We start from the raw sequence: 22335 nt of genomic DNA on the forward strand, positions 1-22335 counted from the left end.
GGACATGGTGGCCGCGCCTTTTTCGGTGTCGGGCAAGGGGAGATCTGTTTTCCTTGCGTGGCGGGCGGGCGGTGGCTGCGTTGCGCGGGCGGATCGGCATGAGGGGGACGGAAAACGCAGGGACGGATCTTCCGCATGCCGGAAGGGTACCGTCTCCAGGGGCCGGGATTGAACATGACGGGCGAATTGAGTGGATATGATGCCGTCGCGGAAGCCCGGTCTGTCCGGCACGTCCTGGACATCCACTGGTCGCGGATCTGTTCACGTCTTCAGACCGAGGTCGGCGAGGTCGAGTATCGGACCTGGCTGAAGCAGATCAGCATCGGTCCGGTCGATGGCGACGAAATCACGCTGAACCTGCCCACGCGCTTTCTGCGCGACTGGGTGCGCACCCAATATGGCGACCGGCTGAGCGCGCTGTGGAATGCCGAGCTGCCGGCGATCCGCCGCGTGGAATTGCAGGTCGGCAGGCCCGATCCGGTCGCGGAACCGGCGGGTGACGAGGCCGGAGCGGCCGAGGCCGCGCCCGCCGCCGCGCCGGTCGAGGAACGGGTGGCCGAGGCGCGCGGCGAGCTGAGCCGCCACGACATGGCCGCGCCGCTGGACCCGCGCTTCACCTTCGATACGTTCGTGGTCGGCAAGCCGAACGAGTTCGCCTATGCCTGCGCCCGGCGGGTGGCGGAGCGGCCGTCCAGCCCCGGGTTCAATCCGCTGTTCCTGTATGGCGGGGTCGGGCTGGGCAAGACGCATCTGATGCATGCCATCGGGTCGGAACTGACGCGGGGCGGTCAGGTCTCGGTCGCCTATATGTCGGCCGAGAAATTCATGTACCGTTTCATCGCCGCCATCCGCTCGCAATCGACGATGGAATTCAAGGAGCAGCTCCGGTCGGTCGACGTGCTGATGATCGACGATCTGCAGTTCCTGATCGGCAAGGACAATACGCAGGAAGAATTCTTCCATACCTTCAACGCGCTGGTCGATGCCGGGCGGCAGATCGTGGTGTCGGCCGACAAGTCGCCGTCCGACCTGTCGGGGCTGGAGGACCGGCTGCGCACGCGGCTGGGATGCGGCATGGTGGCCGATATCCATGCCACCACCTTCGAACTGCGGATTTCGATCCTGGAATCGAAGGCGGCGGCCTCGGGGGTCGCGGTGCCGGCCAAGGTGCTGGAATTCCTGGCGCACAAGATCACCTCGAACGTGCGGGAACTGGAGGGCGCGCTGAACCGCCTGATCGCCCATGCCAACCTGTTCGGCCGGCCGGTCACGCTGGAAGCGACGCAGGACGTGCTGCACGATATCCTCAAGGCCCATGACCGGCGGGTGACGATCGAGGAAATCCAGCGCAAGGTGGCGGAGCACTGGAATATCCGCCTGACCGACATGTCGTCGGCCCGGCGCGCGCGCGCCGTGGCGCGGCCCCGGCAGGTCGCGATGTATCTGGCCAAGCAGTTGACCAGCCGCTCGCTGCCGGAAATCGGCCGCAAGTTCGGCAATCGCGACCATACCACCGTCATGCATGCCGTGGCGCGGGTCACCGAGCTGATGGAGCGGGACAGCGCGTTCGCCGAGGATGTCGAGCTGCTTCGCCGCATGCTCGAAAGCTGACGGGCCTTTGCGCCCCCGCCGGGGGCTGCTAGAATCGCGGGACCGAAGGTCATATCCGGCGATCCGGGCGCATGGCCGGGGCGGCCATGATCCCGGTGTCACATGCCGGGCAAGGAGAGACTGTACCCATGAAGCTGAAGGCTGACCGCGCGACGTTGCTGAAAGCTCTGGCGCATATCCAGAGCGTCGCCGAGAAGCGGAATACCATTCCGATTCTGGCCAATGTCCTGATCGATGTCGCGGATGGTCGGCTGACGCTGACGGCGACCGACATGGAAATCGCGGTGGTCGAGGAAATCGGTGCCGAAACCGTCCGCAACGGCGCCGTGACCGCCCCCGCCGCCGTGCTGCATGAAATCGTCCGCAAGCTGCCCGACGGGGTGACGGTCGAACTGGACCATGCGGGTGGCGACGCACCGCTGGCGCTGCGGGCCGGGCGCTATACCACCAGCCTGAACGTGCTGGACGTGGACGATTTCCCGTCGATGACGGCGGGCGCGCTGCCCAGCCGCTTCACCGTTCCGGTGTCGGTGCTGCGGGGGCTGATCGACCGCACGCGCTTCGCGATCTCGACCGAGGAGACGCGCTACTACCTCAACGGCATCTATCTGCATGTCGCCGCCGGCGATGCCGGCCCGATGCTGCGCGCGGCGGCGACCGACGGGCATCGTCTGGCGCGGGTCGAGACCGAGCTTCCGTCGGGCGCCGAGGAGATGCCGGGCGTGATCGTGCCGCGCAAGACCATCGCCGAACTGCGCAAGCTGCTCGACGAGGGGGCCGATGACGTGGTGGTCGGGCTGTCGGATACCCGCATCCAGTTCTCGGTCGGTCCCGTCACGCTGACGTCGAAACTGATCGACGGCACGTTCCCCGAATATGAGCGAGTGATCCCGCGCGGCAACGACCGGGTCCTGCGCGTGGGCAAGCGCGATTTCTCCGATGCCGTCGCGCGTGTCGCGGCCATCAGCCAGGAGCGCTCGCGCCCCATCAAGCTGTCGCTGGGCCGGAACCTGCTGACGCTTTCGGCCATCAGCCCCGACCAGGGAACGGCGAAGGAGGAGCTGGACGAGAACCATGTGACCTACGACGCCGAACCGATGGAGATCGGCTTCCAGGCCCGCTATCTGAACGACATCACCGACCAGATCGAGCGCGACGTGGAATTCCTGTTTTCGGACAGTTCCGCCCCGACCATCGTGCGTGATGTCGCCAGCCCGTCGGCGCTTTACGTGCTGATGCCGATGCGGGTCTGATCGCGCGGGATTCCATCCGTGTCATGGCGCGTCTGGAGCGGCTGGCGCTGACGGATTTCAGGAACTACGCGCGTCTGGTCTGGCGGCCGGAGGCCCCGGTCAACGTCATGACCGGCGAGAACGGCACCGGGAAGACCAACCTGCTGGAGGCGCTGTCGCTTCTCGTGCCCGGGCGCGGGCTGCGCGGCGCGCGGGGCGCCGAGATGGCGCGGCACGGGGCGGGGTCGTGGGGGGTTGCCGCGCGCTTCGTCGCGCCGGATGGCGTGGCCTCCGACCTGTCTACCGGCAGCGACCCCGCGCGGCCCGAGCGCCGGGCCTTTCGGCGCGACGGGGACGTCGTGCGGGGCCGGGACGCGCTGGCCGATTCGCTGTCGGCCGTCTGGCTGACGCCGCAGATGGACCGGCTGTTCCTCGACGGCCTGCCCGGGCGCAGGCGGTTTCTGGACCGGCTGGTCCTGGCGCTGGAGCCCGGCCATGCGCGGGAGCTTGCGGCGCATGACCAGGCCATGACCCAGCGCAACCGGCTGCTGGCCGGCGGGGGCGCCGACCCGGCGTGGCTCGCGGCGCTGGAGGATTCGATGGCGCGCCATGCCGTGGCCGCCACGGCGGCGCGTCTGGTCCTGACGGACCGGCTGAACGACGAGGGGGCGCGGGAGGCGCCCGAGGGGTTTCCGTCCGCGCGGCTGGAGCTGCTCTGTCCGATCGCGGAGCAGGTGCGCGCCCGCCCGGCGCTGGCGGCCGAGGACTGGCTGCGTGACCGGCTGGCGGCGGGACGGGGCGCGGATGCGGCGCGCGGCGGCGCCGGCATGGGCGCGCATCGGGCCGACATGGCGCTGTCGGACCTGGCCAGCGGCCGGCCGGCCGCGCAGGCCAGCACCGGCCAGCAGAAGGCGCTGCTGCTGGGGGTGGTGCTGGCCCATGCGGCGCTGATGACCCGGCATCGGGGCGAGGCGCCGATGATCCTGCTGGACGAGCCGCTGGTGCATCTGGACGAGCGGCGGCGGGCGGCGCTGTTTCGCAGCCTGGCGGGATTCGATGCCACGGTCCTGATGACCGGGACCGACGCCGACCTGTTCCACCCGCTGCGCGGTCGCGCGGCGTTCCATACGCTGTCGGACGGAGCGCTTCGGCCCGCGGGGGGAATTCCCCCGGGCGACGCTGGTTCGATGGACCCGAAGCCTGTATGATCGCGGCGTTCGACCACGATCCCTGTCTGGAGACTCTGTCCGGTATGTCCGATCCATCCAATCCCGTTCAGAAGCCCGATGTGGAGATGAGCGGGACCCTGCCCGACGATTCGGACTATGATGCCGCCTCCATCTCCGTCCTGAAGGGGCTGGATGCCGTCCGCAAGCGGCCCGGCATGTATATCGGCGATACCGATGACGGGTCGGGCCTGCATCACATGGCCTTCGAGATCATCGACAATGCCGTCGACGAGGCCCAGGCGGGATTCGCCAGCAGTTGCGTCGTGACGCTGAATGGCGACGGCAGCGTGACGGTGCGCGACAACGGGCGCGGCATCCCGACCGACATGCATGCCGAGGAAGGGGTCAGCGCGGCCGAAGTGGTGCTGACGAAGCTGCATGCCGGCGGCAAGTTCAACCAGAATTCCTACAAGGTGTCGGGCGGCCTGCACGGCGTGGGCGCCGCCGTGGTCAATGCCCTGTCCGAGTGGATGGAGGTGCGGATCTGGCGCGGCGGGCATGAGCATGTGATCCGCTTCCAGCATGGCGAGCGCGACGCCCCGTTGGCCGTGGTCGGGCCGAGCGACGAGCCGCGCGGTACCCAGGTGACCTTCAAGCCCAGCACCGGGACGTTCAAGCTGGTCGAGTTCGACTTCGCCATTCTGGAACGCCGGATGCGCGAACTCGCCTTCCTGAATTCCGGGCTGGAGATCATCCTGCGCGACGAGCGCCATACGCCGACGCGCGAGGAGAATTTCCATTACGAGGGCGGCCTGTCGGCCTTCGTGTCGTGGCTGGATCGCGGCAAGACGGCGATCGTCGATCCGCCGATCACCGGCAGCCTGCAAAACGAGGATAACGGCATCAAGGTCGAGTTCGCCCTGTCGTGGAACGACAGCTTCCACGAGACCATGCTGTGCTTCACCAACAACATCCCGCAGCGGGATGGCGGATCGCATCTCGCCGGTTTCCGGCAGGCGCTGACCCGGGTGGTGGGCAAATATGCCGAAAGCAACGCCAGCAAGAAGGACAACCAGTCCCTGGTGGGCGAGGACATGCGCGAGGGCATGACGGCCGTGCTGTCGGTCAAGGTGCCGGACCCGAAATTCTCGTCGCAGACCAAGGACAAGCTGGTTTCCTCCGAAGTGCAGCCGGTGGTGCATGCGGCGGCGGCGGATATGATCGCCCACTGGTTCGAGACCCATCCGAAAGAGGCGAGGAGCATCGTCGCGAAGGTGATGGATGCGGCGGCGGCGCGCGAGGCGGCGCGGCGCGCGCGCGAGCTGACCCGGCGCAAGGGGGTTTTGGATGTCTCGTCGCTGCCGGGCAAGCTGGCGGACTGCCAGGAGCGCGATCCGGCGAAGTCGGAACTGTTCATCGTCGAGGGCGATTCGGCGGGCGGCACCGCCAAGCAGGGGCGCGACCGGCGTTTCCAGGCGATCCTGCCGCTGAAGGGCAAGATCCTGAACGTGGAGCGCGCGCGCTTCGACCGCATGCTGGGCTCGGCCGAGGTCGGCACGCTGATTACCGCGCTGGGGACCGGGATCGGGCGTGGCGAGGTCGACCAGGGCGGGTTTTCGATCGACAAGCTGCGCTATCACCGCGTCGTCATCATGACCGACGCGGATGTCGACGGCTCGCATATCCGCACGCTGCTGCTGACCTTCTTCTTCCGCCAGATGCCCGAGTTGATCGAGCGCGGGCATCTGTATATCGCCCAGCCGCCGCTGTACCGCGCCAAGCGCGGCAATGACGAGCGCTATCTGAAGGATGACGCGGCGCTGGAGCAGTATCTGCTGGACAAGGCGCTGGCCAACGCCGCGCTGCGCTATGACGACGGGCGCGTGCTCCAGGGGGCGGAGCTGGCGGCCGAGGTGATCTTTATCCGTGACGTGACGCGGGCGATCCAGCGCCTGTCGGTTCGCGCGCCGATCTGGATCCTGGAGCAGGCGGCGGTGACGGGGGCGCTGAGCGCCGATACGCGGATCGTCCAGGGGCGGGTCCCTGCCTTGCAGGCGCGGCTGGATACGGTCTCGCTGCCCAACGAACGGGGCTGGAAGGTGACCGCCACCGCCGAATCCGGGTTGGAAATGGCGCGCAGCGTGCGCGGGGTGGGCGAGATCTATCGCCTGGATCCGGCGGCGCTGCGCAGCGCCGAAGTCCGCTGGCTGGCCGAGCGCGCGGAGCGGCTGGGGGCCGATTTCCCGGGCCCGGCCGAGCTGACTCTGGACGGGACGGTTCGTTCCGCCGCGGGCCCCGCGTCGCTGTACGAGCGGATCCTGGCGCAGGGACGGCGTGGCCTGTCGATCAATCGCTTCAAGGGACTGGGCGAGATGAACGACGCCCAGCTCTGGGAAACGACGCTGGACCCGGCCATGCGGACGCTGTTGCAGGTGAAGGTGGGGGATGTCGAGAGTGCCGAACAGGTCTTTTCGACCCTGATGGGCGATGTCGTCGAGCCGCGCCGCGATTTCATCGTCGGCAACGCGCTCAAGGTCGCGAACCTGGACGTCTGAGGGGCTGCATGGGTCTGACACGCAAGGGTTTCGCGCGCGGATTGGCGGCGCTCGCGCTGGCGGCCACGCTTGGAGCCCCGGTGCCTGGGGCGCGGGCGGCTGACGATCCCGCGCAGATCGTCCATGTCTATGGCGTGTACAATCACGGGTTCCGCGCGCTGACGATTGCCGCGCGGTACGCGGTGACGCCGGATGGCTACGCGGTGCGGTCGACCACCCGTAGCGGAGGGCTGCTGGGGCTGCTGGTGCGGATGAACATCACGGCCCAGGCCACCGGGCGGTTCGTGCCGGACGGGGTTCAGCCGCTGACCTTCGACAGCGCGGGCTATTCGCGCGGGGCGGACCGGCATGTCGTGCTGGATTACAGCGGCGGGCAGACCCGCATCGCGCTCCAAACCCCGCCGGAGCCCAGTCGCGACCCGATTCCCGCCACCGACCTGGCGCCGGCGATGGATTCGCTGAGCGCGTTGATGCGCTTGCAGCAGACGGTGCGGGCGCACCATCAATGCGACGGTTCGGCCACCGTGTTCGACGGGGCGCGCCTGCTGCGGATGAGCGCCCATACGATCGGCACCCAGGACATGGATGCCGACTCCCGCCAGCCCTACAAGGGGCCGGCCCTGCGCTGCGATTTCAATGACCTTCAGATCGCCGGATTCCGCAAGAGCGATGGTCCGGATGCGGCGGCGCGCAAGCCGGTCAACGGCTCGGTCTGGTTTCAGGACGTGCCGGGCGACGGGCTGACGATCGTGCGCATCGCCTTCGACCATCCGAAGCTCGGACACATGACGGTGCTGTTGCTGCCGGACGCGGCATAAGGCGCCGGCCGCGTGTCAGGCGGGAAGCAACTGGTCGGCAAGATGGGGGATTTCGGTCATCGAATCCCCGCCGGCGGTGGCGCCGGCCTCCATGTCCGGGCGGCCGTAGCCCCAGCGGGCGAAGATGGCGCGGACGCCGGCGCCTTCGGCCGCCGCGATGTCGTTGTGATGGTCGCCGACCATGACGGCGCGGGGCGGCGTGCCGTGCGCCTGCCGGATCGTGCCGAGCAGGTGGATGGGGTCGGGCTTGCGCGCGGGGAAACTGTCGCCGCCGCCGATCGCGTCGAACACGCCCTCCAGCCCCAGCGCGTCGATGATGCGCCGGGCGGCGGCGACCGGCTTGTTGGTGCAGACAGCCAGACGCCAGCCCCGCGCCCGCAGGGTCTCAAGCGCATGATCGGTGCCGGGGAACAGGCGGGATTGTTCGGTAGAGCGGGGCGTGTAGTCCGCCATGTAGCGCGCCACGGCCTGCTGCGCGTCGATATGCGCCGCCGCCGGGCCGGCATGGTCTAGCAGCCGGCGCACCAGGGCCGCCACGCCGTCGCCGACCATGGCGCGCACCAGGTCCGGCGCGATGCCGGGCAGGCCGTAGCCCGTCAGCAGCCGGTCGGCGCTGGCGGCAAGGTCCGGCAGGCTGTCGAGAAGCGTGCCGTCCATGTCGAAAACGGCGAGGCGGGGGAGGGTCTCTGTGGGCATGGGCATCTCGTGGGGCCTTTCCTGTCGGGGCGGGTGCAGTAATTGGTAAACCTAAGTGATGGCCTGCGATCACCCTTTATTTGACAGGGCCGATCCCCGCCCGCTACCCGCATGACATGAATGCCCCGCCTCTGTCCGCCGCGCCGGCGGACCCGCTCGCCCCGCGCCCCAGCACCGCCGTCATCCTGGCGGCGGGGATGGGGACGCGCATGAAATCCGACCAGCCGAAGGTGATGCATCCGTTGGCCGGGCGGCCGATGCTGCGCTACCTGCTGGATCATGCGGCCACGGTCTTCGACCGCATCGTCGTCGTCGTCGGGCCCGGCATGGAGCAGGTTGCCGCCCTGGCCGCGCCGCACCAGGTGGTGGTGCAGACGGAACGGCTGGGCACCGCGCATGCCGCCGCCCAGGCGGCCGACCTGTTCGGCTCCGGCGATGTCGCGGTCCTGTATGGCGACAATCCGCTGATCACTCCCGAAAGCATGCGCGACCTGCTGGCCTGCCGGGCGATGCCGGATGTCGGACTGGCGTTGATGGCGATGCGGCCGCGCGACCCCGGCCGCTATGGCCGGATCGTCAGCGAGGGCGGGCTGGTGCGCCGGATCGTGGAATGGGCGGATGCGAGCGAGCAGGAGCGTGCGATCGGGCTGTGCAATGCCGGCGTGCTGTGCGCCGATGCAGCCAGCTTCCGCCGTTGGCTGTCGATGGTGCGCAACGACAACGCGCAGGGCGAATATTATCTGGGCGACGTGGTGGCCCTGGCGGTCGCCGAGGGGCGGCAGGTCCGCGCGGTGGAAGCGCCCGAGGACGAATTGCGCGGCATCAATTCCCGTGCCGAACTGGCGGACGCCGAGGCGTGCGTGCAGTGGCGGCTGCGCAGGGCGGCGATGGAGGCGGGGGTGACGCTGGTGGCGCCGGAGACGGTCTTTCTCTCCGCCGATACCGTCTTCGCGCCCGATGTGGTGGTCCAGCCTCATGTGGTGTTCGGGCCCGGGGTGAGCGTGCATCGCGGGGCGGAGATCCGCGCGTTCAGTCATCTCGAAGGCTGCGTGGTGGGGGTGGGGGCGTTGATCGGCCCCTATGCGCGGCTACGGCCGGGCAGCGATGTCGGGTCGGGGGCCCATGTCGGCAATTTCGTCGAATTGAAGGCCACCACGCTTGGCACCGGAGCCAAGGCCAACCATTTGACCTATCTGGGGGATGCGGCGATCGGGGCCGGAACGAATATCGGTGCCGGCACCATCACCTGCAATTACGACGGTGTGTTCAAGCATCGGACGGAGATCGGCAGCGACTGTTTCATCGGTTCGGACGCGATCCTGGTGGCGCCGGTGGCGATTGGCGACGCGGCGCTGGTGGCGGCGGGCAGCGTGATTACCGAGGACGTGCCGGCTGGCGCGCTGGCCTTCGGTCGCGCCCGCCAGGACAACAAGGACGGACGGGGGGTGGCGATGCGCGAGGCCCTGCGCCGCAAGAAGAAGGAGCAGGGGTGATGTGCGGCATAGTCGGCGTCGTCGGCGGCAGGGATGCCACTCCGATCATCTTCGATGCCTTGCGGCGGCTGGAATATCGCGGATACGATTCCGCCGGCATCGCGACGCTGGTGGACGGGCGGATCGAACGGCGCCGCGCCGCCGGCAAGCTGGACAATCTGGCCGCCCTGCTGGCGCGCGCCCCGCTGCCCGGGGTGACGGGGATCGGGCATACGCGCTGGGCCACCCACGGCGCGCCGACCGAGAACAACGCCCACCCGCACGGCACCGACCGCGTGTCGGTGGTGCATAACGGCATCATCGAGAATTTCGAGACATTGCGGCGGGAGTTGGAGCAGGCCGGCCACGTCTTCGTGACCGAGACCGACACCGAGACCGTGGCGCAACTGGTCGATTACCACATGGCGCGGGGCCTGCCGCCGCGCGAGGCGGCGTTCGCGACGCTGCGCCGCCTGGAAGGCGCCTATGCGCTGGCAATGATCTTTGCCGGGCATGACGATCTGATGATCGGCGCGCGGCATGGGGCGCCGCTGGTGGTGGGCTATGGCGAGAACGAGATGTTCCTCGGCTCCGACAGTCTGGCCCTGGCGCCGCTGACGCGGCGCATCGCCTATCTGGACGATGGCGACTGGGTGATGGTGACGCCGGAGGGCGCGGAATTCTTCGACGCGTCGGGCGAGCGGGTGGAGCGCGCGGTGCGCACCACCGCGCTGATTGCCGGTTCGGTCGGCAAGGACGGCTATCGCCATTACATGGACAAGGAACTGCACGAGCACCCGGTGGTGATCGGGCAGACCCTTCAGCGGCTAATCGATCCCGCGACCAGGCGGGTGGTGATGCCGGACCTGCCGTTCGACCTGGCCGCGCTGCCGCGCGCGGTGATCACGGCATGCGGGTCGGCCTTCTATGCCGGGCTGATCGGCCGCTACTGGCTGGAAGCGGTGGCGGGGCTGCCGGTCGATATCGATGTGGCGAGCGAACTGCGCTATCGCGACCCGCCGCTGACGCCGGGGGGGCTGGGGCTGCTGATCTCGCAATCCGGCGAGACGGCGGATACGCTGGCGGCCCTGCGCGGCATGCGGGCGCGCGGACAGCATATCCTGTCGGTCCTGAACGTGGAACAGAGCACGATGGCGCGCGAGAGCGATGTCGTGCTGGGGACGGTGGCCGGTCCGGAGATCTCGGTGGCGAGCACCAAGGCCTTCACCGCGCAGCTTTCGGTGCTGGCATGCCTGACGATCGCGATCGGGCGGGCGCGCGGCACGGTGTCGCGCGCGCTGGAACAGGAACTGGTGGCCGAACTGCTGGACCTGCCCAGCCGCGCGAACGAGGTCTTCGACCAGGCGCCGGCGATCCGCGCGATGGCGGCGATCGTCGCGGAGGCGCGCGACGTGCTGTATCTGGGGCGCGGATCGTCCTTTCCGGTGGCCATGGAAGGGGCGCTGAAGCTGAAGGAGGTCTCGTATATCCATGCCGAGGCCTATGCGGCGGGGGAGATGAAGCATGGACCGATCTCGCTGATCGACAGCACCGTGCCGATCGTGGCCACGCTGCCGTCCGGCCGGCTGTTCGAGAAGACGCTCTCCAACCTCCAGGAAGCGCGAGCGCGGGGCGGGCGCCTGCTGGTCTTTACCGACACGGCGGGAGCGGACCGCCTGCGCGACCTGGCCGAAATCGTGGTCGTGCTGCCGACGGTGAGCGAATTCACCGCCCCGGTCCTCCAGACGATTCCGGTGCAGATGCTGGCCTATGAAGTGGCCCTGCTGAAGGGGACGGACGTGGACCAGCCGCGCAACCTGGCCAAGTCCGTTACCGTCGAATAGCCACCAGGTTCCCGGCTGCGGGAAGGGAGCGATGTCCATGATGAAGGGAGAGGGCGATGCGCGGCCCCGCGTGCTGGTGCGCGGTGCCGGCGTGGCGGGCCTGACCAGCGCGGTGACGCTGGCCGAGCGCGGCGCCGACGTGGTCCTGCAGGAGATCGGCAACCGGGAAGGGGCCGGCGCGTCATGGATGGCGGGCGGCATGCTCGCGTCGTGGTGCGAGGCTGAATCCGCGCCGCCCGAGGTCACGCGCGATTCGCTCGAATCGGTCGATTGGTGGGCGGGCCATGTGCCGGATGTCGCGCGCAACGGCACGCTGGTGCTGGCGCCGCCGCGCGATGGCGCCGAGATCGCGCGATTCGCCCGGCGGACCAGCCATTTCCAGACCGTGGACGGCGCGGGGATCGGCGCGTTGGAACCCGATCTGGAGGGACGGTTCGACAAGGGGCTGTTCTTTCCCGAAGAGGGGCATCTGGACCCGCGCAAGGCGCTGGGGGCGTTGCGCGACCGGCTGGTCGCATTGGGGGGGACGATGAGCGTCCACGCGCCGGCCGATGGCGTACAGGGCGATCCATGGCATGGCGCGCGGCCGGACTGGGTGGTGGATTGCACCGGGATCGCCGCTGAAAACCAGTTGACCGGCCTGCGGGGGGTGCGGGGCGAGATGGTGCTGCTGCGCTGCCACGAGGTGACGCTGAGCCGCCCGGTGCGCATGCTGCATCCGCGCATCCCGGTTTACATCGTGCCGCGGGAGGACCATCTGTTCATGGTGGGGGCGACGATGGTCGAGAGCGAAAGCCTCGCCAGCATGACCCTGCGGTCGATGGTGGAATTGCTGACCGCCGCCTACGTGCTGCATCCGGCCTTCGGCGAGGCGGAGATCGTCGAGACCGGCGTGGGCGTGCGGCCGGCTTATCCGGACAATGTGCCGGCCGTGACGGTTCACGGGCGCACGGTCTATGTGAACGGAATGTATCGCCATGGCTTCCTGCTGTCGCCGTCGCGGGCGCGACGGGTCGGCGAGATCGTGTTCGGCGGCCCCGCCGCCTGACGCCCCGCGCGGGCCATGTGCCGCACGGGGCTGGGAGGAATGACGTGAGGGTACTGGTGAACGAGGAGCCGCGCGAGGTCGCGACGGCGACGCTGGCCGCGCTGCTGGACGAGTTGGGCTATGGCGATGCCAGGGTGGCGACGGCGGTGGACGGCGCGTTTGTCCCGGCATCGCGTCGTGCGTCGTGGACGCTGGACGAGGGGGCGCGGATCGAGATCCTGGCGCCGATGCAGGGAGGATAGGCCGATGCTGTTCTATGGTACCGAACTGTCGTCCCGCCTGATGCTGGGCACCGCCCAGTATCCGTCGCCCGAGATCCTGGCCGATGCCGTGCGCGAAGCCCGGGCGGGCGTGGTGACGGTGTCGCTGCGCCGCGAATCGATCGGCAGCCGGGCGGGGCAGGCCTTCTGGTCGCTGATCCGCGAGTTGCGCGTGCCCGTGCTGCCCAATACCGCCGGCTGCCACACGGTGAAGGAGGCGGTGACGACCGCCCACATGGCGCGCGAGGTGTTCGAGACCGACTGGATCAAGCTGGAGGTCATCGGGGAATCGGACACGTTGCAGCCCGACATGTTCGCGCTGGTCGAGGCGGCGCGGATCCTGACCGACGACGGGTTCAAGGTCTTTCCCTACATGACCGAGGACCTGGTCGGGGCCGAGCGCCTGCTGCGGGCCGGGTGCCGGGTGCTGATGCCCTGGGGGGCGCCGATCGGGTCCGGCCGGGGGTTGAACAACCTGTTCGGCCTGCGGGCGCTGCGCGCGCATTTTCCCGACGTGCCGCTGGTGGTGGATGCGGGAATCGGCCTGCCGTCGCACGCGGCGCAGGCTATGGAACTGGGCTATGACGCGGTGCTGATCAATACCGCCGTGGCGCAGGCCGGCGATCCGGCCCGGATGGCGGCCGCATTCCGCCTGGCGGTGGAGGCCGGGCTGATCGCCCGCGCCGCCGACCCGATGGAGCAGCGCGACATGGCCGCGCCCTCGACCCCCGTCCTTGGCCGGGCGGTGCTGGCATGAGGCTGCCGTCGCGGATCTATCCGGTCGTCGATCGGGCCGCCTGGGTCGATCGCCTGGGCGGGGCCGGGGCGCGGCTGATCCAGTTACGGGTCAAGGATCTGGAAGGGGCCTCGCTTCTGGCCGAGATCCGGGCCGCGCGTGACCATGCCGCGCGGCATGGCGTGTGCCTGGTGGTGAACGATTACTGGCGCCTGGCGCTGGATGAGGGGATCGATTTCGTTCATCTGGGGCAGGAGGATCTGGACGATGCCGACCTGGGGGCGATTCGGGCGGGCGGGGTGCGCCTGGGGGTCAGCACCCATTCGCCGGGCGAACTCGACCGGGCGCTGTCGGTCGGCCCCGATTATGTGGCCCTTGGCCCGGTCTGGCCGACCAAGCTGAAGAAAATGCCCTGGGGACCGCAGGGGGTGGAACGGCTGGGGGAATGGAAGCGTCTGGTCGGGGCGGTTCCGCTGGTCGCCATCGGCGGAATCACGCTGGCGCGCGCGGCGTCCTGCATCGCGGCGGGGGCCGACTGCGTTTCCGCCGTATCCGACTTCATCGGCCAGCCGGCCCCCGAGGCCCAGGTCCGGGCCTGGCTGGCGGCGACCGCGGACGGCGCCGTATTTCAGCGCGGCAGCATAACGTGACCGGCCGGAGCCGTTGCCGGTAACCGGCCGGTATGCTTTTTCGGGGCACGAACGGGGGAAGGGAGCCGGCGCCGCGTCGCCGGGCCGAACGGCCATGGGAATGTCATACTCCCATGTCATGATAAGAGGGCTGGATGTGGGGCGACAGGGAGGCGTTGAGGAATGGCGGTGACAGGTCTGGCTGCGGTTCTTCTGGCGATCGCCGCTCTTCTGGTGGTCGTCAGCGCGGTACAGCCGGTCGCCCGGCGCCTGGAAATCTCCGAGACCGTCTTGCTGGCGCTGGCGGGAATCGTGCTGGGCGGCAGCGCCGACCTGATCCTGCGTTCGTCCTATACCGAACTGTTCAACGGCGCCGCCGAGACGCTGCTGGATTTTCCGCTGAACAGCGAGGCGTTCCTGCTGATCTTCCTGCCGGCGCTGGTGTTCCAGGGGGCGCTGGCGATCGATGTCCGCCGCCTGGCGCACGAGACGGCGACCGTGCTGCTGCTGGCCGTGGTGGCGGTCGTGGTGTCGACCGCGACCATCGGCCTGGCGCTGTTTCCCTTTGCCGGGCTGCCGCTTTCGGTCTGCCTGCTGCTGGGGGCGATCGTTGCGACCACCGATCCGTCGGCGGTGGCGGGGATCTTCCGCGATATCGGGGCCAGCAGCCGGCTGACCCGGCTGGTCGAGGGCGAAGCGCTGCTGAACGACGCGGCGGCGATTTCGATCTTCTCGCTGCTGCTGGCCGCGGTGACGTCGCATCATCGCATCGCGCCGGGCAGCGCGCTGGTGGAGTTTCTGGTCTCGTTCATCGGGGCCATCGTCATGGGCGTGCTGTTCGGCCGGCTGACGCTGCTGATGATCACCACCATCGGCGCGGCGCCGGCGGCCGAAATCACCCTGACCGTGGCGCTGCCCTATATCGTCTATATCCTGTGCGATGAATTCCTGGGCTTTTCCGGCGTCGTCGCCGCCGCGTCGGCGGGGCTGACGCTGTCGGTCTATGGTCCGTCGACCTTTCGGCCGCAGACATGGCGCTTTCTCAACGAACTGTGGCAGCAACTGGTCTTCTGGGCGGGGTCGCTGGTGTTCGTGCTGGCTTCCATGCTGGTGCCCCGGCTGCTGGTGGGCATGACGCGCTGGGATTGCGTGCTGATCCTGCTGGCCACCGGCGCCGGGCTGCTGGCGCGCGGCGCGGTGGTCTTCGGCCTGCTGCCGCTGCTGGCGGCCACCCGCCTGTCGCCGCCGGTGCCCACGCCCTTCAAGATCACGATGGTCTGGGGCGGCCTGCGGGGCGCGATCACCCTCGCGCTGGCGCTGGCGGTGACCGAGAACGAGCGTGTCTCGACCCCGGTCGCGCACTTCATCGGCATCATCGCCACCGGGTTCGTCCTGATTACCCTGTTCGTCAACGGCACGACGCTGCGGTATCTGGTGCTGTTCCTGAAGCTCGACCAGCTTTCGCCGATCGACCAGGCGCTGCGGCACCAGGTGCTGGGCCTGGGGCTGGGAGAGGTGCGCGACCGCACCCGCGAGGTCGCCGAGGAACTGGGCTTCTCCCCCGGCGTGTCGGACACCGTCATCACCCAGCTGGGGCGCCAGGTGGAGGAGGAGGAACAGGCCAATACGTTCGACACCGCGCTGGGCGACCGGCAGCGGGTGACCCTGGCGCTGATCGTGATCGCGAATCGCGAGCGGTCGATCCTGCTGGACCTGTTCCGCATCCAGGGCCTGTCACGGCCGGTGATGGAGACGCTGCTGCGCTCGGCCGAGGCGATGGTCGACGGCGCCCGGCTGGAAGGCCGCTTCGGCTATGTCCGCGCCCTGCGCCGCCGCCTGCGGCCGTCGCTGCGGTTCCGGCTGGCGCAGGCGATCCATCATCGCTTTCATTTCGACCAGCCGCTGATGTCGTGCATGACCGAGCGCTTCGAGATGCTGATGATCAGCTACTTCGTCTCGCTGTCGCTGATCCGCTTCATGCGTACCCGCATGGAGCCGACGCTGGGCGCGCGCATCGGCGAGATCGTGGGCGAGGTGCTGGACCGGCAGCGCAAGCTGCTGAACGAGGCGTTGCAAACTCTGCGGCTGCATTACCAGGGCTATTCGGAAGCGCTGGAGATCCGCCTGCTGCAACAGGTCTCGCTGCGGCTGGAGGGGGAGGAATATGACTCCCTGCTGTCGGAATCGCTGATCAGCGAGGAGCTGCATCGGGAATTGCACCGCGATGTCGAACGGCGGCGCGGGCATCTGGGCGCGCCGCTGATCTTCAACATCAAGGCCGGGATCGAGGCCCGGATGCGGGCGCTGCCGGTGTTCCGTGGCCTGTCGGACGAGGTGCTGCATGCGCTGGTGCCGCAATTGTCGATCCATTTCACCTCGCCGGGCGAGCGGCTGTACCGGCGCGGACGCCGGGTCCGGAGCGTCTATTTCATCAGCGCGGGCCTGGCGGAGACCCATTTTCCCGAACATGACGTCCGCTTCGGGGCTGGGGATGTGATCGGCGCCGAGGAGGCGTTGTCGCGCATGCCGGCGCGGGCGGTCACGCGGTCGTTGCAGTTCGGCCAGTTCCTGAGCATGAGCACGCGCCGTTTCCGCCGGCTGGTGGCGGATTATCCGGAAATCCTGGCCAATATCGACGAGCTGACGCGCACGCGGCATATGGCGGAGCGGTCGGGCGTGACGCTTCTGCCGGGCGACAGTGCGGTCCTGGCCCCGTCGGACGATGCGATCGCGCTGGCGACGGCCGATCTGAGCGACGCGCTGCCGACATCGGCCGAGGACCAGGACCAGGACCAGGACCAGGACCAGGACCAGGGTAGGGGCCAGGAGCCCGCGCGGTCTTCCTGACCGTGGGGATGGCGGGGGCGTGGTCGGTTCGATCCTGTTCTGATATCGGTCATACCGGAGTGTGGCCCGGAGGATTTCTATGCTGACATTGCAGGTCAACGGCGCGGCGCATCAGGTGGATGTTCCCGATGACATGCCGCTATTGTGGGTCCTGCGGGATGTCCTGGGGCTGCCGGGCACGAAATTCGGCTGCGGGATCGGCGAATGCGGAGCCTGTACGGTCCATGTCGATGGCCGCGCCGTGCGGGCCTGTTCGCTGCCCGTCGTGCTGGTGGGCGACCGGCCGGTCACGACGATCGAGGGGCTGGCCGACGACCAGGTGGCGACCGAGGTCAGCAAGGCCTGGCTGGAGATCGATGTCGTGCAATGCGGCTATTGCCAGCCGGGGCAGATCATGGCGGCCGTGGCGCTGCTGAAGAGCAACCTTCACCCGTCGGACGACGAGGTAGACCAGGCGATGGCGGGCAATATCTGCCGCTGCGGCACCTATCGGCGCATTCGCGCGGCCATCCGCAACGTGGCCGGAGCGGTCTGATGGAGATCGGGAGGATCGCGCTGTCGCGCCGCCATGCGCTGGCCGGGGCTGGCGGCCTGCTGCTGGCGGCGATGCTGCCGCGCGGACCGGCGCGGGCCGGCACGCGCATCGTCGAGGACCAGACCGGCCCCTTCGCCCCCAACGCCTTCGTGCGGATCGCGCCGGATGACGGTATCACGCTGATCCTGCCGAATGTCGAGATGGGGCAGGGGATCTATACCGGCGAGGCGATGCTGATCGCCGAGGAACTGGATGTCGGGCTGGAGCAGATCCAGATCGAGGCCGCGCCGCCGGACGACGCCTATGTGACCAAGTTGATCGGGATCCAGGCCACCGGAGGCTCGACCTCGACGATCGCGACCTGGACCAGCCTGCGCGAGGCCGGCGCCGTGGCCCGGACCTTGCTGGTTCGCGCGGCCGCCGACCGGTGGCAGGTCGATCCGGCATCGTGCCAGACCGAGGCCGGCATGGTGCGTCATGTACCCACCGGGCGGACCCTGTCGTATGGCGAGCTGGCGGTGGAGGCCGCCGCCCTGCCGCTTCCCGCCGGGCCGGTCGCCTTGCGCGACCCGTCGACGTTCCGCCTGATCGGTCATGCCCAGCATCGGCTGGACGGACCGGCCAAGGTCGACGGGACGGCGGTTTTCGGTATCGATATCCAGCAGCCGGGCATGAAGATCGGCACCGTCGCGGCCTGTCCGGTCATGGGGGGTGTGCTGCTGCATGTCGATGACAGCGCGGCGCGGCGGGTGCCCGGTGTGCGGGACGTGCTGACGATCGGCAACGCGGTCTGCGTGGTGGGCGACCATTACTGGGCCGCGCGCAAGGGGCTGGAGGCCCTGACGATCACCTGGGACGAGGGCGTGAATGCCACCGTGTCCACGGGGACGGTCTACAACCAGTTGCATGAGGCGCTGCAAGGGCCGGCGGTCGTCGCGCATGCCAAGGGCGACGCCAAGGGGGCAATCGCCCGGGCGGCGATCCGGGTCGAGGCGGTGTACCAGCAGCCGCTGCTGGCGCATGCGACGATGGAGCCGATCAACTGCACGATCCATGTGACGCCGGAGCGGTGCGACATCTGGGTAGGGACGCAGGTGCCGATGCGGGCCCGCGATTCGGCGGCCGAGGTGACGGGCCTGCCGAAGGAAAAGGTCTTCCTGCACAACCAGTATATCGGCGGTGGCTTCGGCCGGCGGCTGGAGCATGAATATGTGACGCAGGCGGCGCAGTTCGCCCGCCAGGTGTCCTATCCGCTCAAGATTATCTGGAGCCGCGAGGAGGATTTGACGCTGGACCGGTACCGGCCGGCCTATGTCGATCGTCTGGTCGGCGGGCTGGACGCGCATGGCAATCTGGTCGCGCTGTCGCACCGTATCGTCGGACCGGCCGTGGTGGCCCGCTGGGCGCCCGAAGCCTTGTTGCCCAACGGGGTTGACGACGACCTGCTGCTGGCGGCGGTCGAGACGCCTTATGCCATTCCGGCGATGTTCCTGGATTATGCGCGGCGCGAGGCGCCCGGGGTGGTGACCGCATGGTGGCGCGGGGTCGGCGGCACGCGGGGGGTTTTCGTGATCGAGAGTTTCATCGACGAGCTGGCGGCTGCCGCCAAAGCCGATCCGGTGGCGTTCCGCCGCCGCATGACGGGCGACCATCCCCGGGCGCGGGCGGTGCTGGACCTTGCGGCCGAGAAGGCGGAGTGGGGCAGCAAGCTGCCGCCGGGGGGCGGGCGCGGGGTCGCGCTGCAATATGTCTTCGGCTCGTACCTGGCCACGGTGATGGAAGTCGAGATGTCCGATGGCGGCACCGTGCTGGTCCGGCGGGCGGTCGTCGCTGCCGATTGCGGGCGGGTGGTCAATCCCGACCAGGTGGTGGCCCAGATCGAAGGAGGCCTGATCTTCGGCCTGAGCGCGGCCCTGTTCAACGAGGTGACGCTGGAGAACGGGCGGGTGCGGGAGAAGAACTTCAACACGTACAGGGTTCTGCGGATGAACGAATCCCCGGCCATCGAGGTGCATCTGATCGACAGCGCCGAGGATCCGGGCGGGATCGGCGAGACCGGCACGGCGGCGGCCGCCGCGGCGGCGGCGAATGCGATGGCCGCCACCGGCCGGCGCTATCGCCGCTTGCCGCTGACGGGGACGCAGGCATGATCGGGCGGAGCGTGGCGCGGCGCCGCCGGGCCGCCGGCATGGCCGTCCTGGCCGCGATCATGCTCGGCGGGGGGACGGCGCGGGCGCAGGACGCCGATCTGGTGCGGCGCGGCGCTTATCTGGAGCAGGCGGCGGATTGCGAGGTCTGCCACACGAAGCCGGGGGGCGTGCCCTTTGCCGGAGGCCGCGCGTTCGACCTGCCGGGGATCGGCACCGTCTATGCCCCCAACATCACCCCCGACATGGAAACGGGGATCGGGCGCTATAGCGACGCGCAGTTCGATTCGGCCGTGCGGCGCGGCGTGGGGCCGGGATGGCGGCACCTCTATCCCGTCATGCCCTACGCGTCCTATGCCAGGATGACGGCGGAGGATGTCCGGGCCATCCATGCCTATCTGGCGAGCCTGCGCCCGGTCCATGCGCCGACGCCCGCCAACCAGGTGCGGTTTCCCTATAATATCCGCCTCGCGATGATCGGGTGGAATCTGCTCTATCGGCCCTCCGGGCCGCTGGCGGACGAGCCGGGGCGCTCGGCGGCGTGGAACCGGGGGCGCTATCTGGTGGAGGCGGCGGGCCATTGCGGCGAATGCCACACGCCCCGCACCATGATGCAGGCGCTCTCGGTGACGAAATCCTATGCCGGTTCGGTGGTGGATGGCTGGCTGGCGTATAACATCTCGTCGGATGTCGATAGCGGCATCGGTGCCTGGGGCGACGCGCAGCTATCGGCGTATCTGTCCACCGGCCATGCCGACGGACGGGGGACGGCGGTGGGGCCGATGGCCGACGTGGTCAGCCACAGCCTGCGGTACCTGACGCCGGAGGATATCGCGGCGATGGTGACCTATCTGCGCGGCCTGCCGGCGCGGCGCTCGGACGAGACCACCGCCCTGGTCACGCCGGCGGCGCTGAGGCAGGCGGCGCCCAGTCAAAGCAATGGCGGGCGGCTGTTCGCCAGCGCCTGTGCCGGATGCCATCTGACGGACGGGCAGGGGCGGCAGGTCGATCATGCCGCGATCTGGGGCGCGCGCAGCCTTGGCGAGACCGATGGGCGGAACCTGGTGCGGACGATGGTGGAAGGCGCGACGTTGCAGACCGCGCAGGGTACGATGTCGATGCCGGCGTTCGGGCCCGAATATCGCAACCAGGATCTGGCGGACATCGCGAATTATGCCATCGGCCATTTCGGCAACCGGGTCGGCCATGTGACGGCGGGGGATGTCGCGGCGGCGCGGGCGGGCGTTCCGCCATCCTGAGAGGGATGTTGCTGTCCTGCGGGCCGCCTTTAGGGAAATGGGAAGACCGACCGATGGTAGCGGCGGACGGATTTGAACCGCCGACCAAGGGATTATGATTCCCCTGCTCTACCGCTGAGCTACGCCGCCATCGCGTCGGTGAGGTGGGAGATATCGCTCCGTCCTGGCAAAGTCAACCCACCGATGCGGTTTGAGGCGAAGGCTCATATTATGGTTAAAGAAGTGCCTTGTCCCCCTTGATATGACGCCATTCGTGCCATCGGCATGATGCGTTAGGCCACGGAATAGAGTGAAGCTGGATTCGTGAAAAACGCCTTTCTCGACCTTCTGACGCGGATTCGTGTCTCCTTCGACTGGTTGCCGGGTACCCTGGCCTCGGTGGTGGTGCTGTGCGCGGCTGCGCTGATGGCCGAGATTTGCAGCCGGATCATGACCAAGCTGGTCCTGCGCGTTCCGGGCCAGAAGAGGGGGGCGTTCTTCCGCTCCTTCACCACCGCGATGCAGCGGCCGGCGCGGGTGATCCTGGCGATCGTCTTCGTGGCGACCGCGCTGCCGGCCACGGGGTTTTCCTATCGCACGACGCAGATGGGCAGGCACGGGCTGCTGGTGCTGTTCGTGCTGATGATGGGGTATGCCGCGATCGTGGCGATGCGGGTGCTGTCCGACGCCTATCTGGTGCGGATTACCGGCAAGGACGATCGCGACGATATCCTGCTGCGGACCCACATGACGCAGGTGCGCCTGCTGCGGCGCATGGCGGATATCCTGGTGGGACTGCTGACCGTGGGGTCGGCGTTGATGACCTTCGAATCGGTGCGGGAATACGGGCTGAGCCTGTTCGCGTCGGCGGGGGCGGCGTCGGTGGTGGTCGGCCTGGCGGCGCGACCGCTGCTGACCAACCTGATCGCCGGCATGCAGATCGCGATGACGCAGCCGATCCGCATGGAAGACCTGATCATCATCAATGGCGACTGGGCGTGGGTGGAGGAAATCACCGCCACCTATGTCGTGCTGCGGGTATGGGACTGGCGAAGGCATATCGTGCCGATTTCGTGGTTTCTGGAAAATCCGTTCCAGAACTGGACCCACAATTCGGCGGCGCTGATCGGGGTGGTGTTCCTGTATGTCGATTTCCATGCGCCGATGGACCGTATCCGCGCGCGGCTGCGCGAGATCGTGCATGGCAGCGCGTTGTGGGACGGCAAGGTGTTCGACGTGCAGGTGGCCGATTGCAGCGCCCACATGATGACGGTGCGGATCATCGCCAGCGCGCGTTCGGCGCTGGTGAGCTGGGACCTGCGGTGCGAGATCCGCGAAAAGATCATCGTCTTTCTGCGTGACGAATGCCCCGAGGCCCTGCCGCGCGAGCGGCTGGCGCATGTCGCGTCCGTGGACGGCCGCGAGGCGCTGATGGTGGCGCCGTCGATCGATCGGCCGCCGCCCGGGGCCTATACCGGGCCGCCGGGAGCATGAGGCG

17 protein-coding genes and 1 tRNA gene are annotated in these 22335 nt (G+C 68.7%); 16 read left to right on the plus strand and 2 right to left on the minus strand.

Annotation, left to right across the window (positions count from 1 at the left end; genetic code table 11):
* Positions 1 to 174: 174 nt before the first annotated feature.
* The 5 genes from dnaA (at position 175) to HLH48_RS02355 (ending at position 7385) form a co-directional block, all read left to right on the plus strand.
* Positions 175 to 1611 carry a chromosomal replication initiator protein DnaA gene (gene dnaA / locus HLH48_RS02335; RefSeq protein ID WP_182996044.1) on the plus strand — a complete coding sequence of 479 codons (1437 nt, stop codon included), beginning with the start codon at positions 175 to 177 and terminating at the stop codon, positions 1609 to 1611.
* 128 nt (positions 1612 to 1739) lie between these two features.
* On the plus strand, positions 1740 to 2864 hold the full coding sequence (gene dnaN / locus HLH48_RS02340) for a DNA polymerase III subunit beta (RefSeq protein ID WP_182995891.1): 1125 nt from the start codon (positions 1740 to 1742) through the stop codon (positions 2862 to 2864).
* Positions 2865 to 2887: 23 nt separating this feature from the next.
* The gene (gene recF / locus HLH48_RS02345) at positions 2888 to 4051 is read left to right on the plus strand and encodes a DNA replication/repair protein RecF (RefSeq protein WP_182995892.1); all 1164 of its coding nucleotides are present in this window, start codon (positions 2888 to 2890) and stop codon (positions 4049 to 4051) included.
* A gap of 86 nt (positions 4052 to 4137) precedes the next feature.
* Positions 4138 to 6567 carry a DNA topoisomerase (ATP-hydrolyzing) subunit B gene (gene gyrB, locus HLH48_RS02350; RefSeq protein WP_182996045.1) on the plus strand — a complete coding sequence of 810 codons (2430 nt, stop codon included), beginning with the start codon at positions 4138 to 4140 and terminating at the stop codon, positions 6565 to 6567.
* Between the two features lie 8 nt (positions 6568 to 6575).
* The gene (locus tag HLH48_RS02355) at positions 6576 to 7385 is read left to right on the plus strand and encodes a DUF3108 domain-containing protein (protein ID WP_182995893.1); all 810 of its coding nucleotides are present in this window, start codon (positions 6576 to 6578) and stop codon (positions 7383 to 7385) included.
* Between the two features lie 15 nt (positions 7386 to 7400).
* On the opposite strand, the gene gph is transcribed toward HLH48_RS02355, so the two are convergent.
* Positions 7401 to 8081 (minus strand): phosphoglycolate phosphatase, encoded by a 681-nt coding sequence (gph, locus tag HLH48_RS02360; protein WP_182996046.1) that lies wholly within the window; start codon positions 8079 to 8081, stop codon positions 7401 to 7403.
* 116 nt (positions 8082 to 8197) lie between these two features.
* Between gph and glmU the strand changes: the two genes are divergently transcribed.
* The 10 genes from glmU to HLH48_RS02410 all read left to right on the plus strand — a co-directional run bounded on the left by glmU (position 8198) and on the right by HLH48_RS02410 (position 20858).
* Positions 8198 to 9574, plus strand: coding sequence for a bifunctional UDP-N-acetylglucosamine diphosphorylase/glucosamine-1-phosphate N-acetyltransferase GlmU (gene glmU, locus HLH48_RS02365; RefSeq protein WP_182995894.1), 1377 nt, complete (start codon positions 8198 to 8200; stop codon positions 9572 to 9574).
* A complete protein-coding gene (gene glmS / locus HLH48_RS02370) occupies positions 9574 to 11397 on the plus strand; it encodes a glutamine--fructose-6-phosphate transaminase (isomerizing) (RefSeq protein ID WP_182995895.1) in 1824 nt (607 codons plus the stop codon). Before glmU ends, glmS begins: the two co-directional genes overlap by 1 nt.
* Positions 11398 to 11428: 31 nt before the next feature.
* A complete protein-coding gene (locus HLH48_RS02375; protein ID WP_246386729.1) occupies positions 11429 to 12445 on the plus strand; it encodes an FAD-dependent oxidoreductase in 1017 nt (338 codons plus the stop codon).
* A 44-nt stretch (positions 12446 to 12489) separates the two neighbouring features.
* Complete coding sequence (gene thiS, locus HLH48_RS02380) at positions 12490 to 12687, plus strand: sulfur carrier protein ThiS (RefSeq protein ID WP_182995896.1); 198 nt, start codon at positions 12490 to 12492, stop codon at positions 12685 to 12687.
* Positions 12688 to 12691: 4 nt separating this feature from the next.
* Positions 12692 to 13462: a thiazole synthase gene (locus tag HLH48_RS02385; protein WP_182995897.1), complete on the plus strand. Its 771-nt coding sequence runs from the start codon at positions 12692 to 12694 to the stop codon at positions 13460 to 13462.
* The gene (locus HLH48_RS02390; protein WP_182995898.1) at positions 13459 to 14091 is read left to right on the plus strand and encodes a thiamine phosphate synthase; all 633 of its coding nucleotides are present in this window, start codon (positions 13459 to 13461) and stop codon (positions 14089 to 14091) included. The genes HLH48_RS02385 and HLH48_RS02390 overlap by 4 nt, the downstream gene beginning before the upstream one ends.
* Positions 14092 to 14253: 162 nt before the next feature.
* The gene (locus HLH48_RS02395) at positions 14254 to 16917 is read left to right on the plus strand and encodes a cation:proton antiporter (protein ID WP_182995899.1); all 2664 of its coding nucleotides are present in this window, start codon (positions 14254 to 14256) and stop codon (positions 16915 to 16917) included.
* Positions 16918 to 16996: 79 nt separating this feature from the next.
* Positions 16997 to 17452, plus strand: coding sequence for a (2Fe-2S)-binding protein (locus HLH48_RS02400; protein ID WP_182995900.1), 456 nt, complete (start codon positions 16997 to 16999; stop codon positions 17450 to 17452).
* Positions 17452 to 19602: a xanthine dehydrogenase family protein molybdopterin-binding subunit gene (locus HLH48_RS02405; RefSeq protein WP_182995901.1), complete on the plus strand. Its 2151-nt coding sequence runs from the start codon at positions 17452 to 17454 to the stop codon at positions 19600 to 19602. Before HLH48_RS02400 ends, HLH48_RS02405 begins: the two co-directional genes overlap by 1 nt.
* A complete protein-coding gene (locus HLH48_RS02410; protein WP_182995902.1) occupies positions 19599 to 20858 on the plus strand; it encodes a c-type cytochrome in 1260 nt (419 codons plus the stop codon). The genes HLH48_RS02405 and HLH48_RS02410 overlap by 4 nt, the downstream gene beginning before the upstream one ends.
* Before the next feature lie 54 nt (positions 20859 to 20912).
* Here HLH48_RS02410 and HLH48_RS02415 read toward each other — a convergent pair.
* A tRNA-Met gene (locus tag HLH48_RS02415) sits at positions 20913 to 20987 on the minus strand.
* A gap of 174 nt (positions 20988 to 21161) precedes the next feature.
* Between HLH48_RS02415 and HLH48_RS02420 the strand changes: the two genes are divergently transcribed.
* Entirely contained in the window at positions 21162 to 22331 is a 1170-nt protein-coding gene (locus tag HLH48_RS02420) for a mechanosensitive ion channel family protein (protein WP_182995903.1), read from the plus strand.
* Positions 22332 to 22335 lie beyond the last annotated feature (4 nt).

This window comes from Gluconacetobacter sacchari (assembly GCF_014174255.1).
In the GTDB taxonomy this organism is placed as follows: domain Bacteria; phylum Pseudomonadota; class Alphaproteobacteria; order Acetobacterales; family Acetobacteraceae; genus Gluconacetobacter; species Gluconacetobacter sacchari.